This window comes from Telluribacter roseus, assembly GCF_017355915.2.
In the GTDB taxonomy this organism is placed as follows: Bacteria; Bacteroidota; Bacteroidia; order Cytophagales; family Spirosomataceae; genus Telluribacter.
Genome location: NZ_JAFEUV020000004.1, coordinates 364,145 through 378,741, shown reverse-complemented (window position 1 = coordinate 378,741; position 14,597 = coordinate 364,145). Strand labels below are relative to the sequence as shown.

At 51.4% G+C, this 14,597-nt stretch carries 14 protein-coding genes; 8 read left to right on the top strand and 6 right to left on the bottom strand.

Annotation, left to right across the window (positions count from 1 at the left end):
• Positions 1 to 9 precede the first annotated feature (9 nt).
• On the bottom strand, positions 10 to 900 hold the full coding sequence (locus tag JTN23_RS10690; RefSeq protein ID WP_247234731.1) for a diacylglycerol/lipid kinase family protein: 891 nt from the start codon (positions 898 to 900) through the stop codon (positions 10 to 12).
• A 44-nt stretch (positions 901 to 944) separates the two neighbouring features.
• On the opposite strand from JTN23_RS10690, the gene JTN23_RS10685 reads away from it, so the two are divergent.
• From JTN23_RS10685 to JTN23_RS10675, 3 genes are all read left to right on the top strand, one after another.
• Complete coding sequence (locus JTN23_RS10685; RefSeq protein WP_247234729.1) at positions 945 to 1,979, top strand: App1 family protein phosphatidate phosphatase; 1,035 nt, start codon at positions 945 to 947, stop codon at positions 1,977 to 1,979.
• 128 nt (positions 1,980 to 2,107) lie between these two features.
• Complete coding sequence (locus JTN23_RS10680; RefSeq protein ID WP_247234727.1) at positions 2,108 to 3,268, top strand: trans-sulfuration enzyme family protein; 1,161 nt, start codon at positions 2,108 to 2,110, stop codon at positions 3,266 to 3,268.
• Between the two features lie 434 nt (positions 3,269 to 3,702).
• Positions 3,703 to 4,104: a response regulator gene (locus JTN23_RS10675; protein ID WP_247234725.1), complete on the top strand. Its 402-nt coding sequence runs from the start codon at positions 3,703 to 3,705 to the stop codon at positions 4,102 to 4,104.
• A gap of 50 nt (positions 4,105 to 4,154) precedes the next feature.
• Here JTN23_RS10675 and JTN23_RS10670 read toward each other — a convergent pair whose 3' ends face one another.
• The gene (locus tag JTN23_RS10670) at positions 4,155 to 5,057 is read right to left on the bottom strand and encodes a sugar phosphate isomerase/epimerase family protein (RefSeq protein ID WP_247234723.1); all 903 of its coding nucleotides are present in this window, start codon (positions 5,055 to 5,057) and stop codon (positions 4,155 to 4,157) included.
• 18 nt (positions 5,058 to 5,075) lie between these two features.
• Positions 5,076 to 7,223 carry an outer membrane protein assembly factor BamB family protein gene (locus tag JTN23_RS10665; protein WP_247234721.1) on the bottom strand — a complete coding sequence of 716 codons (2,148 nt, stop codon included), beginning with the start codon at positions 7,221 to 7,223 and terminating at the stop codon, positions 5,076 to 5,078.
• A gap of 127 nt (positions 7,224 to 7,350) precedes the next feature.
• On the opposite strand from JTN23_RS10665, the gene JTN23_RS10660 reads away from it, so the two are divergent.
• The gene (locus JTN23_RS10660; protein ID WP_247234719.1) at positions 7,351 to 8,073 is read left to right on the top strand and encodes a 3-keto-disaccharide hydrolase; all 723 of its coding nucleotides are present in this window, start codon (positions 7,351 to 7,353) and stop codon (positions 8,071 to 8,073) included.
• Positions 8,074 to 8,159: 86 nt separating this feature from the next.
• Here JTN23_RS10660 and JTN23_RS10655 read toward each other — a convergent pair whose 3' ends face one another.
• Positions 8,160 to 8,441 carry a DUF427 domain-containing protein gene (locus tag JTN23_RS10655; RefSeq protein ID WP_247234717.1) on the bottom strand — a complete coding sequence of 94 codons (282 nt, stop codon included), beginning with the start codon at positions 8,439 to 8,441 and terminating at the stop codon, positions 8,160 to 8,162.
• 196 nt (positions 8,442 to 8,637) lie between these two features.
• Between JTN23_RS10655 and gloA2 the strand changes: the two genes are divergently transcribed.
• The 3 genes from gloA2 to JTN23_RS10640 all read left to right on the top strand — a co-directional run bounded on the left by gloA2 (position 8,638) and on the right by JTN23_RS10640 (position 11,000).
• Positions 8,638 to 9,021, top strand: a complete 384-nt coding sequence (gene gloA2, locus JTN23_RS10650; protein ID WP_247234715.1) for an SMU1112c/YaeR family gloxylase I-like metalloprotein — start codon at positions 8,638 to 8,640, stop codon at positions 9,019 to 9,021.
• 117 nt (positions 9,022 to 9,138) lie between these two features.
• Positions 9,139 to 10,347: a multidrug effflux MFS transporter gene (locus JTN23_RS10645; RefSeq protein ID WP_247234713.1), complete on the top strand. Its 1,209-nt coding sequence runs from the start codon at positions 9,139 to 9,141 to the stop codon at positions 10,345 to 10,347.
• Positions 10,348 to 10,619: 272 nt separating this feature from the next.
• Complete coding sequence (locus tag JTN23_RS10640) at positions 10,620 to 11,000, top strand: VanZ family protein (protein ID WP_247234711.1); 381 nt, start codon at positions 10,620 to 10,622, stop codon at positions 10,998 to 11,000.
• A gap of 20 nt (positions 11,001 to 11,020) precedes the next feature.
• Here JTN23_RS10640 and JTN23_RS10635 read toward each other — a convergent pair whose 3' ends face one another.
• Together JTN23_RS10635 and pgi are read right to left on the bottom strand one after the other, a co-directional pair.
• Positions 11,021 to 11,173, bottom strand: a complete 153-nt coding sequence (locus tag JTN23_RS10635; RefSeq protein ID WP_247234709.1) for a hypothetical protein — start codon at positions 11,171 to 11,173, stop codon at positions 11,021 to 11,023.
• An 83-nt stretch (positions 11,174 to 11,256) separates the two neighbouring features.
• Entirely contained in the window at positions 11,257 to 12,906 is a 1,650-nt protein-coding gene (gene pgi / locus JTN23_RS10630) for a glucose-6-phosphate isomerase (RefSeq protein WP_247234707.1), read from the bottom strand.
• A gap of 155 nt (positions 12,907 to 13,061) precedes the next feature.
• Here pgi and JTN23_RS10625 point away from each other — a divergent pair, with 155 nt between their 5' ends.
• Positions 13,062 to 14,585, top strand: a complete 1,524-nt coding sequence (locus JTN23_RS10625; RefSeq protein WP_247234705.1) for a glycosyltransferase family 39 protein — start codon at positions 13,062 to 13,064, stop codon at positions 14,583 to 14,585.
• The last annotated feature ends 12 nt before the right edge of the window (positions 14,586 to 14,597 follow it).

The following is a 14,597-nucleotide window of genomic DNA, read 5'->3' as shown; positions in this document are numbered from 1 at the left end:
GCTACCGAGCTAAACTGTCTGCGGCTCTGGTATGGCTATTGACAGGAGTTGGGGGACCATCTGTGCCGTTACTTTCCGGACCTGTCCTTTGTATTCGCCATCAATCTGAAAGTCCACCTCCTGGTCCAGACATTCGATTTCGGCGTAGGTCACCGAAAACATAGTCACCACCTCCGGATCAAACTCCGTACTACCCGCTATGAGCTTGACCAACTCGATCACATCCCACCGCTTGGCTATAACTACCTCAAACAATCCATCAAGGATATTTCCGTAGGGATTGATCGTAACGCCGGTACCATACTTCTGGGCGTTAGCAATAACTACCATAACGGCCTCCGTTTCCAGTACTTCCTCTGCGGTACGGATCCGGACTCTGAATGTTTCGTGCTCAGTTAAAGTCTTGATGACCTCCTTAGCGTAGCCCATTTTACCGCGGGTATCCCCCTCTTCAAAGTTCTTAACCAACAGAGCATTCAACCCCAGATCACTCAGGTGCAGACTGATTTCACCGTTAATCCTTACGCCATCAATACGGGCTACATTACTGCTAAGTGCCACTTCAAGGGCTTCCATAAAATCAGCAGGGACATTGAAGCTGGTAGCCAGTCCGTTGGATGAACCAGCCGGTAAGATCCCCAGAATAGCCTCTTTGCCTTCAAGAGCCTGGGCAACCATAGTAATAGTACCATCACCACCCGCTACCAATACCCGCGTTGGTTTGTATTCGTCCAGTAGTTTCACGATGGTCTGCAGGTCGTTCTCTCCGGTGGTTGAATATACTTCCAGCTTCAGTTCGGAAGCTTTACATCTATTTTCGATCAAATCTACTACATCCGCTTTTTCAAGACTACCCGAAATAGGATTGACAATCAGCAGTACCCTCTCTTCCGATGGCATATTCTTTTTCGATTATGTTTGTTATCAAATAATGACTGGTATACATGAAACAAGTTGAACTCAAACTTTACCGTGGTTACGCTAATCCAAACGAACTGGTGGTCTTTGGACATGCTTTTCGGAGATACCCTTCTGCCAAGGACCTGTACGACCGGAAGGGGTTCAAGTACATTAATTCTATTCTACAACTGTTTACTATAAAAACCATTGCCAACGCCCGCGTCATTCTTCATTATGGTGATATGACAGTAGAAACACGTACGCTCAGCGATGGTTTTTTTGAGTTTAATATACCCCTTCAGAAGCCTCTTGACTGCGGATGGCATACCTACGAAGTCAGTATTGATCATCAGTTAGAGGGCAATCACTACAACTTCACCCGTACCGGCGAATTTCTGGTACCTTATGAAGGTGCTTATACAATAATCTCCGACATAGATGATACGTTCCTGATTTCGTACAGTGGTCATCTGTTGAAAAAACTCTACGTAATGCTAACGAAAAATGTGGAGTCACGTATGCCCTTTGAGGACGTTGTTAAACACTACCGGCTCCTTAGTTTTGCCGGACGGGATAAGAGTACTACCGAAGGCAATACATTTTTCTTCGTATCGAGCAGTGAGTGGAATCTGTACGAATTTATAGTCAGGTTTACGCACTTTAACGGTCTACCGAAGGCGGTACTCAAGCTCAAAAGCGTCAAGGACAGCCTGGGGGACTTTCTGATGACGGGCCGGGGGTCTCACGATCACAAGGAGCGGAAGATCCGGAATATCATCAAGTTTTATCCGCACCTGAAGTTCATCCTGCTGGGTGATGATTCGCAGCGCGACCCGCACATCTACGAAGTAATCTGCAAGACGTTCCCGATGAGTATTCAGGCGGTATTTATTCGCCAGACCGGCTCTTCGCAGAATCACGAAGCCCTACGACTCATGGAAAACATGAGCGGACTGGGCGTCGATACCTGCTACTTCCGCCACAGCAGCGAAGCTATACTACACTCCGTGAAGTCAGGAATCATTACCCAGGATCAGGTGATGGAGTTTGAGCGAAAGGAGGCTGAGCTGCAGATGTAATACATCACACGCATTTCCTTAGAGTTCACTACGAAGATTATATCAGGCTTGGCTATCTTGCAGACCGGGGAGTCGCTGGTACGGCTCCTAAACCTGTTAACCACTAACTCTGTCAGCACCTATCCGGCATGGACCTTTCGTATATTATCAATGAACTGGGCGAAGACCGCTCCAGCTACTTCAATGCAGTGGCCCCACCTATTATCCAGACCAGTAACTTTACCTTTAACTCCTTTGCGGATATACGCGCGGCATTTCAGGACGAAATGTCGACCTATCTGTATTCAAGAGGGGTTAATCCTACCGTAAATATACTCCGTAAGAAACTGGCGGCCCTCGACGAAGCCGAAGACGCGCTGGTGTTTAACAGCGGAGCCTCTGCCATATTCTGCGCCGTGCTGGCCAATGTCAAAGGGGGTGATCATATCGTATCGGTACAGAAACCCTATACCTGGGCCTACCGGATGTTCGATAACATACTACCCCGCTTTGGCGTAAGTACTACCTACGTGGATGGTACCCGCATCGAAAACTTCGAAGGAGCCCTGCGTCCCGAAACACGCCTGATCTACCTGGAGTCGCCCAATACCCTTACCTACGAGCTACAGGACCTGGAGGCCGTAGCTAGGCTGGCAAAGAGCCGGGGGATCATCACCATCATTGACAATAGCTACTGTACGCCTCTGTACCAGAAGCCCCACCAACTGGGTATAGACCTGAGCCTGCAGTCGGCCACGAAGTACATTGGTGGCCACAGCGATACCGTCGCGGGAGTGCTGACGGGTACCAAAGAGATGCTGGCGAAGATATTCAACGAGCAGCTGCTCAACACCGGCTCGGGCATCATGCCCTTTAACGCCTGGCTGCTCCTGCGTGGCCTCCGTACCCTCCCCATGCGCCTGGACCGCATCAGCCAGACCACCCAGAAGGTACTTACCTACCTCAAGCAACACCCCAAGATTGAACGAGTATTCTTCCCGCTGGATGACGATTTTCCGCAACTCGAACTGGCCCGCAGGCAGATGACAGGTGCCTGTGGGTTGCTAACGGTGCAGCTAAAAGCAAATAGCGCTGAGCAGATCGAGAAGTTTGCCTACACGCTGAAGCACTTTCTGGTGGCGGTATCCTGGGGTGGTCACGAGTCGCTGATCCTGCCACAGGCGGCGGGTATCTCTCCCGAGGAGTTTGATCCGGCCAATGAACGCCACCGGATGGCCCGCATCTACATCGGTCTGGAAGATGCCGACTACCTGATCAGAGACCTGGAGCAGGCCCTGGAAACGCTTTAGAAGTACCTGCTGAACCTGCGTCAAACAAAAGTTACACTTCTGTAGTTTTGGTGCTACTGTAAACAACACCACCGAGAATACTGAGTAATCAGTCCATAAAAAGTCGAGCTGCTCAGATCAGGTACCTTAAACATATACTATGAAAATAACTATACATCTGCTTTAACATCATGACCAGATAAAGAGGGGGCAACAAGCTCTTTGTTACTCATACCATCCTTTTTTAGAGCTTGGCCCACTTAAAGTATCCGTTACGGAGCCATCCGGAGCGCCATATCCCTATCGCCCCTGAGTAATCTCAGAATATACTAAGAAGCGAAAGCCGGGGCTTTCAGGAGAGGTGCAGGACCATTTTGAATTGTCATAAATACATGTAACTTTACTATAAACTTTAAACTTTGCATCATCAACAACTAGTAGCCAGTACCCCGAATATGCCTAACCCTATTACCTGTTTATTGATTGATGACGATCAGGACGATCAGGAAATCTTTGCCCTGGCTCTGAATAAGGTGGACCCGACCATCCACTGCGTAACCGCAGATGATGGCCTGGATGCCCTGCAGAAGCTGAACAGGAATTCTGATTTCGTGCCGGAGTATATCTTTCTGGACCTGAACATGCCACGTATGAACGGCAAGCAGTGCCTGACCGAGCTTAAGAAGATTGAACGCCTGGACCAGACCCCGATTATTATCTACTCCACCTCGTCGGAGCCCAGGGATATACTCGAAACCAAGCAGCTAGGCGCTACCGACTTTATGACGAAACCTTCGTTTATAGATGCCCTGACTGCCTCACTGGCCAAGGTATTTGTTGATTATCCTACATCGTAGGTAGTGAATAAAACTATACTAGCTTACTAGATATACCGGACCGGGGGCTGTTAACGCATAGCCTCCCGCACCTCCGCCAGAAATCGGGGTATCTGCACACGCGGATCCCCCGAAAGCGTTTCCAGGGGTATGTAGCCCCGGTACCCTGCATTTCGAATGATCTGAATGATCTTTTTCAGATCCGTCTTTTCCTCCTTGCCGTACCGATACACATTCTCCTTGATTTGCCAGGTATAGGCATACGGAGCTAACTTAGCTACCTCCTCATACGGGTCTCCTGCCCGTAGGCTCCCGATATCCAGGTTGATACCCAGCCAATCAGTAGCGATCTTGTTTCGGATATAAAGTACCTGATCCACGGTCTTGAGTAGCTCGTTGTGATTCTGCAGTACGATCATTACGCCTTTTTGCTTGCCGTACTCCACACACTGCCGTATACTGTCCACCGCCCAATCCATCACCTCCCGCTCGGCGTGTCCCTCCGGTACTCCTCTACCGGCATATACCCTCAGTACCGGTGCATCCATTTTGGCCGCTACGTCTACCCACCTACGTACCAGCTCTACATCGGCGGCTCGTTTGGCTTTATTAGCGGCTGAGAAGTCCGTCCGGACCCCAGTACCACTGATATCCAGCCCCAGCAGGAAAGCCTGCTTCTTGATTTCGTACACGTACTCATCCTGAGGTACTTCAGGATAGCCGGGAAAGTAGTACCCGGTAGGATCTACCGCATCAAAGCCCAAATCCGAGCAGAAACGGAGTACCTCGGCCAGCGTCATCTCTCCCTTTCTGAGGGGATCATTGAATGAGTACAGGTTACAGCTGAGTTTGATGTGGGCAGAGCGGTTGGCACTGTAAGTCAAGGGTACTTCTGCGGACTTACCCTGTGCGGCTGACAGAGCCACTGCTCCTAAAGGTACTGCTTTCAGAAATTTTCTCCGGTCAAATTGCATAGACGGTCAGTTGTAAAATTAAGGTAGTGCAAAGGCCACGTATTTATCGCCGGACCTGGTTTTCAGTTTCCCTCCGCCGCAGGCTATTACCACGTACTGCTTACCGTTGACGGAGTAAGTACTTGGGGTAGCATAACCCGCCGCGGGTAGCGGTGCCTGCCAAAGGGTCTTGCCGGTGCGGCGATCAATGGCACGGATCTGCTCATCGCGGGAGGCGGCAATAAACAGGAGTCCGCCCCTGGTGACTACCGCCCCGCCGTAGTTGTCAGTACCCGTAGGTGGTACTCCCTGCGCCGTAAGCTCGGGGTACTCACCCAGAGGTACCTGCCAAAGGTGGTCGCCGGTATGCATGTTGATGGCCGTGAGGGTACCCCAGGGCGGCTGGCTTATGGGATACCCTTTGGAGTCGTACCAGCGATTGTAGCCCGTGTGTGAATAGGGTACCGTAGTACGGGCAGGCCTGTCTTCGGTGGCTACGGCTGATTCTTTACCAAACAGGAAATCAACAATCGCTTTCCGCTCCGCTTCCTTCAGCTGCGTAAAGGCTGGCATCATGCCTCTCCCTTTTGCCAATAGCTGATGCACCGCCGGTTCGTTGCTACGTACTGATAAGTTCAGTAGAGAGGGGTATGTACCATCATGGCTCCCCTCGCGGGTAGCTCCGTGGCAGGCACCGCAGTTGGCTTCATACAGTTTTTTGCCCGTCACCGAGGCCGTAGTACCCTGCTGTTTTGGAGCGTCTTTGATGGCCGAGTACACCGGATTCTCCTTCGCCGGCACGTACAGGATACTGTTTTCATCCACCGCGGCCCCTCCCCACTGGGGACCACCGTCGGTACCGGGGAAAAAGATGGTACGCTCCCAGCCCAGAGGTATAAAGGGTTGCCCGGTTTTGGCCTTCCGGATCTCGGCCACTATTTCCTCCCGCTCATTACCTGTTATATAAGGACTTAGATCCTTTTCGGTAAAGCTCTGTCGCGTAAAGGGCGCAGGCTTTAACGGGATAGGCTGCGTAGGCCAGGCCTGTTCCCCGGGTATATCCGATGCCGGAAACGCCCGCTCTTCGATGGGGAACAGCGGCTTCCCCGTCACCCGGTCAAATACAAACAAGAATCCCTGCTTACTCAGTACCGATACGGCGTCAATCTTTTTACCACCGTGAACTACCGTAAAGAGATTCGGTGGAGCCGGTATGTCGCGGTCCCAGATATCGTGGTGTACCGTCTGGAAGTGCCACAACCGCTTGCCGGTACCCGCATCCAGCGCCAGCAGGCAGTTAGCAAAAAGATTGGAGCCGGGCCGGTTGCCTCCGTAGAAGTCAAACGCCGCCGAACCCGTAGGTGCGTATACAATCCCCCGCTTTCGGTCTATGGCCATGCCCATCCAGTTGTTGGCGGCGCCTACATTCTTATAGCCGTCTTTGGGCCAGGTATCGTAGCCGTACTCGCCGGGTCGAGGTACGGTCCGGAACGCCCACACGACTCTACCAGTCCGGACGTTGTAGGCGCGGATATCACCCGGAAGGGCGGCGGCGCTTTCGTTGACGCGGGTGCCCATAATGATCAGGTCTTTATAGATTACTCCTGGGGTATTGGATATGACATAGTCATCAGCACCGGGACGTTCAAGGCCATCCCTGAGGTTGATCTTTCCTCCATTCCCAAAGGTGGCAATGGGCTTACCGGTGCGGGCATCCAGAGCGTACAGGTAAGAGCCATACCCGAAGAAAATGCGACTAGCTTTGCCGTCGGTCCAGTGGGTGACGCCCCGGCTGGTCATGCTGAAGGTATCGTCGGTGAGGTTAGTCTTCCAGAGTTCTCGTCCCGTGGCTGCTTCCAGCGCAAAGGCCTGCGAACCGGCCGACACCCCGTAGAGTACTCCGTTGATGACAATGGGGTTGCACTGCAGCTGGGTAGTATTCCGAACAGTATCCGCTCCGCCCGATGCGTACTCCCAGGCTACTTTTAGCTGGGACACATTACCAGTATCAATCTGAGTAAGCGGAGAATAGTGGTTCCGGTCGGGACCGCCGTTGTACTCGGCCCAGTCTTGGTCTAATTTATCAATGTCCGCTAGCGAACCCTTTTCGGGAGGCCCGGAAGAAGTACCTATCAGTGTTAGGACAACTACCGCCGGACTTAGTACATATAAGATATATCGAAACATGAAACAGGGTCAAGGGGTCGTAAAGGAGCTACTCAACTAGTAGTATATAAAGGAGGAGGATCGTCAAGTCTACCACAATATCTTTGAGGATGATAGTAGTACCGGGCCATACCTAGCTTTGTTAGACATGTTCATTCTCAAGAAGACCATCATGAATAATTTTGTAGTAACTGCCTCCGTCGTGGCAGCCCTTTTTTTCACCTCCGTTTCCACGCTTCAAGCCCAGACCAAAAGCCTCTTCAACGGCAAGGACCTCAAAGGCTGGCATGCCGATGTACCCGAGCACGATAAGAACCCTAATGCCATCAATCCCTTTCTAGTGCGCAATGGCATGCTTGTCAGCCTAGGTACTCCCGGTGGGCACCTGATTACGGATGCTTCCTACCAAAACTACCGTCTGGAAATCGAGTACCGCTTTGCCGGTAAGCCCGGTAACTGTGGCGCTTTGGTACACGCCTCAACGCCCCGCGCCCTGTATGAGATGTTTCCCAAGTCTATAGAAGTACAGATGATGCACCAGAATGCCGGTGATTTCTGGTGTATTCAGGAAGATATTGTAGTACCGGATATGGAGAAACGTCGCGGTCCCCGTGAGAAATGGGGGGTTAACGGTGATAAGCTCCGCCGTATTCCTAACCTCACCGATGGCTCCGAAAAGCCCGTCGGTGAATGGAACAAGATGACTATCGAATGTCTGAACGATTCGGTGAAAGTGTGGGTGAATGGCGATTTCGTCAACTTCGGCTATAACGCCACCGCCCGTAAGGGACAGATCGCCCTGCAGGCCGAGGGCTCAGAAGTAGAGTTCAGGAAGGTACTTCTAACACCGATAAAAAAGTTAAGCGAGTAATAAGTACCAAAGTGGTTGGTCGTAGCATTGCCTGCAATGCTACGACCAACCACTCTGATTATAAGTTCATAAGTGCCAACTATTGACTACTCCGTTACCTCCACCCCTTTCCAGAAGGCTACCATGTCTTTGAGCGGCTTGGCCTGATCCATGGGATTAGGGTAGTACCAGGCGGCATCCTTATTCACCTGCCCATCCACCTCGATGTCATAGTACGAAGCGGTACCTTTCCAGACGCAGGCTGTGTGGGTATCTGATTCCTTGAAGTATTCCTTATTAACGGACTCAGCCGGGAAGTAGTGGTTGTTCTCAATCACCATAGTTTCGTTGCTCTCGGCTAATACTTTGTTATTCCAAATAGCTTTCATAGTAGATACTAGTAAGTTGTTGAATGCAATGGTTTGTACTTGTCAGGCATTGGGCTAAGGTGTGGCATTGGCCCTCCCTTCATCCACCTGCACCTGCTTATACCCTATAAGCTATAATTCTATGCCAGGGTTTTGGCTATATTTGACGCTGACAAGCTACCCCTACTTTACTATTCTACTTATCACTTATCTTTCCATGCTCAGCCACGTACACCACATTGCTATTATCTGCTCCGACTACGCCCGCTCCAAGGCTTTTTATACTGACGTACTTGGGCTCACTATCGTACGAGAAGTATACCGTGAAGCCCGGCAATCGTATAAGTTGGACCTGGCGCTGAATGGTCAGTACATCATTGAGCTGTTTTCCTTTCCTGCTCCCCCGGCCCGACCATCGCGCCCCGAAGCGGCCGGACTGCGTCACCTCGCCTTCGCGGTGGAGGATCTGGAAGCATCCATTGCTACACTGAATAGTCAGGGAGTCGAAACTGAGCCCATCCGCACGGATGAGTTTACGCAGAGGCGCTTCACCTTTTTTGCTGATCCTGATGGGCTCCCCATCGAGCTCTACGAGAAGTAGCGACCTGGCAGTATTAGATAAATACAATTTTACATATACATTATATAGCTATCTTTCAGGCTAATATAGCTAATTTTGCAACGGTAAAAATTGTTATTTATCCACATCAACAAACGCATGAGCAAGAAAGAACTAAAAAAAGTAATATTGCTCCTGGGGGTACTATCCGCATTAGGTCCTTTTAGTATAGATATGTACCTGCCGGGCTTTCCGGCTATTGCCAAAGACCTCAACGTGAGCATAGCCGATGTAGGTCTCTCATTAACCAGCTACTTTATCGGGATTAGCGTAGGGCAGCTGTTCTACGGGCCCATTATAGACCGTTTTGGTCGTAAAGCTCCCCTACTCTTTGGTCTGTCGCTCTATACAGTGGCAGCGATTATCTGCGCCATGGCGCCCACGGTACACTGGCTGATCGCCCTGCGGGCGCTGCTGGCTCTGGGCGGATGCGCCGGTATGGTAGCCGGGCGCGCCATCGTACGGGACCTGTTTCCCCCGGCCGATACCGCCAAAGTATTCTCTACGCTGATGCTTATCATGGGTGTAGCTCCGCTCATTGCCCCTACCATGGGTGGCCTGATCGTAGCTTCACTGGGCTGGCGGTACATATTCGGCTTCCTGGCACTAATCAGTGCCCTTATGCTGGCGGCCGTCTATTTCTTCCTGCCCGTAAGCCGTCAGCCTGACCCTTCCGTCACACTTCGTCCATCGGCCGTACTGCGTGACTACTGGGTAGTACTCAAAGAGCCGACTTTCATGATTTATGCCATGGCCGGAGGCTTTGCCACCGGAGGCCTGTTTGCTTACGTAGCCGGTTCACCTTTTATTTATATGAACCTGCTCCACTTTACTGATGCTCAGTACGGATGGTTATTTAGCTTTAATGCATTAGGCTATATAGCGGGCAGCCAGGTCAACCGCCTTTGCCTGCGTACCTCTACCAGCGTCCGCGTGGCCGAATTATCATCGCTGTGTATAAGTATAGTAGGTTTTGTGATGGTAGCCGGGGTAGTGACCCAGTCCCTGCCGTGGATGGGGTTCCTGACCCTGTTATTCCTGTACCTATTTGCACTAGGCTTCCTGACCCCCAATACTTCGGCTCTTACGCTGGAGCCCATCACCCGGAATATCGGTAGCGCGTCGGCTTTTATGGGTTTTATTCAGCTGTTGTTCGGAGCCCTGGCGTCGGCCGTGGTGAGCTACCTACATAATGGCACGGCCATACCTATGGCCGGTGTAATGGCCTTCTGCGCCATTGCCAGCTTTACCCTACTACTGGTTCAAAAGTTCAGAACCTCGGACCGGAACGTAGAAGCCGCTGCCTAACTAGACGAGCTAGTAGTACCTCATAAAAACAGGCCGCTCTGGATCAGAACCCGGAGCGGCCTGTTTTACTTTTTTGCTTGAGTAAGGCATTCCTAGTACCCTAACCATCAACCCATATACCGTAGTGTTGGCACCAGGAAGGTGGACTCAGGCTCCTGCTATCCGTTGCCTATCTACTGCCCATATGCTAACTTCCAATTCCATTCCGGCCAAATGGGCACGAAATGTGCGTATATTGAAGCCGTAATACCTTATACCAATCTTTACTTCCAATGCTTGGCTCATTACTCATCTGGCTTTCCCGACACCGCTGGCCCGCCAGGCTCTGGACGTTCCTGATCATGGTAGCCTGTACCTGGCCCGGCAAGGAACTACCGGATGCTCCGGTTACCTACTTTGATAAGATTGTACACGTAGGCATGTTTGCGGGCTGGACCCTGCTCTGGACCCTCCTGAAGCCAAGACAGTCTACACTAGTGGCGGTGGTTGGAATCCTATTCGGCGTTTTTATTGAATTTTATCAGCAGATGCTTCCCTTTGACCGGAGCTTTGACTGGTGGGACATCGTAGCCGATGCGGGAGGGGTAGTGGTGGGTTACCTGCTATTCGTGCTGGTAAACAAATACGCTGACCTGTCTCAGCAAAGAGTCTAGATCAGCGTATCGTTTATTTTTCATCTATGAATCAGCACAGGCCTCCCTCTGCTGATTTTTTTCTTGTAGGTACCAGTAGTTTCTTCCGTATTCTGCTCATTGGATTGTAGCCAGGCGTAGGGGTAGTTATCCTCTTCCTCCTGGGCTTCTTCGGCCCAGGAGGAACGACTCATTTAACGCTTTCAGATTGACACACATGGTATTCCGGGTGTTTATCAGAAAACGTTACAACGTGACATTCGGTCTCTTGACTTATCTACCTCCAGCGCTTGTACTGGTTGATCAGTCCGTTGGTAGAGCTGTCGTGATCCGATACCGGCCAGTCGTTCTGGAGCTCAGGATAGATTTTGTTAGCCAGCTGCTTGCCCAGCTCTACGCCCCACTGATCAAAACTGAATATATTCCAGATGACCCCCTGCACAAATATCTTGTGCTCATACATGGCAATGAGGCTACCGAGTACCCGCGGATTGATCTTCTTTACCATAATGGAGTTGGTCGGGCGATTGCCTTCGAATACCTTGAACGGTGTAAGAAAATCTACCTCCTCCTTGCTCTTGCCCGCGGCTACCAGTTCCTCTTTGGCTTCGTCATAGGTCTTGCCGTTCATGAGGGCTTCGGTCTGGGCGAAGAAGTTCGACAGTAGCATCTTGTGGTGCTCACCAATCGGGTTGTGGCTGTTGGCAGGTGCTATGAAGTCACAAGGGATCAGCTTGGTACCCTGGTGGATGAGCTGGTAGAAAGCATGCTGCCCGTTGGTACCGGGCTCACCCCAAATGATAGGTCCTGTCTGATAATTGACGGGTTGGCCGTCTCGTCCTACCGACTTGCCGTTGCTTTCCATATCGCCCTGCTGGAAGTAAGCGGCAAAGCGGTGCAGGTACTGATCGTAGGGCAGAATGGCGTGTGACTCGGCTCCGAAGAAGTTGTTGTACCAGATCCCCAGCAGGGCCAGCATCACGGGTATATTCCGCTCAAACTTGGTAGTACGGAAGTGGTTGTCCATATCGTGCGCACCGGCCAGCAGCTGCTCGAAGTTCTGGAAGCCTATGTAGCAGGCAATCGACAGACCAATGGCTGACCACAGGGAGTAGCGCCCTCCTACCCAGTCCCAGAAGCCGAACATATTCTCAGGGTCTATACCGAATTTCTCTACTTCCTTTCGGTTGGTCGAGATAGCGACGAAGTGCTTCTTTACGTGCTCGTCGTTCTTAGCCTTTTCCAGGAACCACTCACGGGCCGAATGCGCATTGGCCATGGTCTCCTGGGTAGTAAAGGTCTTGGAAGCGATCATGATCAGGGTCGTCTCCGGATTCAGGCCTTTCAGCGTTTCGGCAACGTGAGTACCATCCACATTGGAAACAAAGTGTACGTTCAGGCCTTTCTTTCCGTAGGCTTTAAGCGCCTCAGTCACCATTACCGGCCCCAGGTCACTACCACCGATACCAATATTGACCAGATCAGTAATCTCTTTACCGGTGTAGCCTTTCCATGCTCCCGAACGCACGCTGGTCGAGAAGCTCTTCATCTTTTCCAGTACCTCATTCACCTCCGGCATTACGTCCTTTCCATCCACCATGATGGGCGTGTTAGAACGATTGCGAAGCGCAACGTGCAGTACGGCACGACCTTCGGTCCGGTTGATCTTTTCGCCGGTAAACATTTGTTCGATAGCCTCCTGCAGACCACACTCCTCCGCCAGTTGCACCAGGTACGCACGGGTACGGCTGTTGATCCGGTTTTTGGAATAATCTACCAGAATATCTCCCAGCCTGATCGAAAACTTTTTGAATCGGTTTTCATCCTCCTCAAAGAGCTCGCGAAGATGTTTCTTCGCCAGGGTCTTATGATGGGTCTTGAGTTTCTTGAAAGCAGCTGTCTGGTCAAAAGGAGTAACTGAAAGCATGGGTATTATATCGATGAGTTTTTATAAATAGTCTATGAGTACAACCTGGGCATCGGGCGATTGCAGATTACAAAAGTAGCTCTTTACAGGATTTATTAGGAGCTTTTCGCAGATTTTGTATATTCGCACCCACCTTATACACACCTGTAGTCTAAATGCATACTCCCGTCAGGCTTCCCTGGTTAGTTTGGATGTTGGCGTTCCTGAGCGCCGGGCTTCACCTCATTTTCTTTCAGAACCTCGAGTACCACCGCGACGAGCTGCTCTATTTTTCCCTCGGCAAGCACCCAGCCCTGGGCTACGCTTCGGTACCTCCGCTGATAAGTTTACTGTCGTGGCTGATCCAGTTCGTAGCGGGCGATTCCCTCTTTGCGGTAAAGCTACTCCCCTCCCTGATGAGCGGGGTCATGGTAGTACTGGGGGCATTACTGGCCCAGCAACTGGGTGGACGCAAGTACGCCATGAAATTAGCCGCGGTCGGTATGATCATCCCTCCCCTGATGCTCCGGGCGTTCTTTCTGTACCAGCCGGTATTTTTGGATATCTTTTTCTGGACCCTTTGCTACTACTGGTTTATCCGGTACCTTAATACCGACGCCCCCCGGTACCTGTACTTCCTGGGAGCTACGGCCGGGCTGGGCTTCCTGAACAAGTACCTGATCCTGCTCCTGATCCTCTGTATTATCGCCGCCCTGCTCCTTTCGCACCGGCGCGTCATACTACAAAGCAGGCACTTTGTGGGAGCCATGCTGCTGGGGTTTATCATTGTGCTTCCCAACCTGATCTGGCAGCTTATCCACGGCTTTCCACTGACTCAGCACATGAATGCCTTGGAAACCACCCAGCTTACCCACGTAGACCGGGTGGCGTTTCTGGTCGAACAGGTACTGATGCCCTTTGCGGCCATGCCTCTGGTCATAACCGGCGTGGTGTATCTGCTGCGTATGAACCGCTTCAAAGTGGTAGCCATGAGTGCTCTGCTGGTGGTGGCGGTGCTGTTTTCGGTGCAGGGCAAAAGCTACTATACAGCAGGTATATTTCCGGTACTGATTGCCGGCGGGACTATCATTTGGGAAAGGGTACTTAGAAGCACGTATACGCGTATAGGTTTTCCTGCACTGATGGTACTGTTTACGCTCCCCCTCCTACCACTGGGTTTGCCGGTAACCCATACCAAGGGCTTAGTAGCTTACTTCAATGGCCTGGAAGAGAACTTCGGGATAGACTTTGGCCGCCGCTTTGAAGATGGCACGGTACACCCCCTCCCGCAGGACTACGCCGACATGATTGGCTGGGAGGAACTGACCGCTATTGTAGATAAGGCCTATCGCCAGACACAGGACAAAAGCAAAACGCTCATCTACTGCGAAAACTACGGACAAGCCGGTGCCGTCACCGTGATAGGCAGCAAGTATGGCCTACCGGAGCCCATGTGCTTTAACGAGAGCTTCCTGTACTGGGCCCCCAAACACCTGGATAAAGACATTCAGGAGTTTATCTATGTCAATGACGAATTGGGTGATGACATACCCGGTCTGTTTGCCGACATTAAAGAAGTAGGCCGCATCACCAACCCCTACGCCCGTGAGCGAGGCACGCAGGTGTACCTGTGCCGTCAGCCCAAAGTCAATATCAGCCAGTTCCTCCGTGAGCGTATAGCCGAAGAAACGCCTTTTTAATGGTGAGTGAGA

Excerpts from the sequence above, each read along its gene's own strand:
- JTN23_RS10690 (WP_247234731.1), bottom strand. The coding sequence starts at position 900 with ATGCCATCGGAAGAGAGGGTACTGCTGATTGTCAATCCTATTTCGGGT.
- JTN23_RS10685 (WP_247234729.1), top strand. The coding sequence starts at position 945 with ATGAAACAAGTTGAACTCAAACTTTACCGTGGTTACGCTAATCCAAAC.
- JTN23_RS10680 (WP_247234727.1), top strand. The coding sequence starts at position 2,108 with ATGGACCTTTCGTATATTATCAATGAACTGGGCGAAGACCGCTCCAGC.
- JTN23_RS10675 (WP_247234725.1), top strand. The coding sequence starts at position 3,703 with ATGCCTAACCCTATTACCTGTTTATTGATTGATGACGATCAGGACGAT.
- JTN23_RS10670 (WP_247234723.1), bottom strand. The coding sequence starts at position 5,057 with ATGCAATTTGACCGGAGAAAATTTCTGAAAGCAGTACCTTTAGGAGCA.
- JTN23_RS10665 (WP_247234721.1), bottom strand. The coding sequence starts at position 7,223 with ATGTTTCGATATATCTTATATGTACTAAGTCCGGCGGTAGTTGTCCTA.
- JTN23_RS10660 (WP_247234719.1), top strand. The coding sequence starts at position 7,351 with ATGTTCATTCTCAAGAAGACCATCATGAATAATTTTGTAGTAACTGCC.
- JTN23_RS10655 (WP_247234717.1), bottom strand. The coding sequence starts at position 8,441 with ATGAAAGCTATTTGGAATAACAAAGTATTAGCCGAGAGCAACGAAACT.
- gloA2 (WP_247234715.1), top strand. The coding sequence starts at position 8,638 with ATGCTCAGCCACGTACACCACATTGCTATTATCTGCTCCGACTACGCC.
- JTN23_RS10645 (WP_247234713.1), top strand. The coding sequence starts at position 9,139 with ATGAGCAAGAAAGAACTAAAAAAAGTAATATTGCTCCTGGGGGTACTA.
- JTN23_RS10640 (WP_247234711.1), top strand. The coding sequence starts at position 10,620 with ATGCTTGGCTCATTACTCATCTGGCTTTCCCGACACCGCTGGCCCGCC.
- JTN23_RS10635 (WP_247234709.1), bottom strand. The coding sequence starts at position 11,173 with ATGAGTCGTTCCTCCTGGGCCGAAGAAGCCCAGGAGGAAGAGGATAAC.
- pgi (WP_247234707.1), bottom strand. The coding sequence starts at position 12,906 with ATGCTTTCAGTTACTCCTTTTGACCAGACAGCTGCTTTCAAGAAACTC.
- JTN23_RS10625 (WP_247234705.1), top strand. The coding sequence starts at position 13,062 with ATGCATACTCCCGTCAGGCTTCCCTGGTTAGTTTGGATGTTGGCGTTC.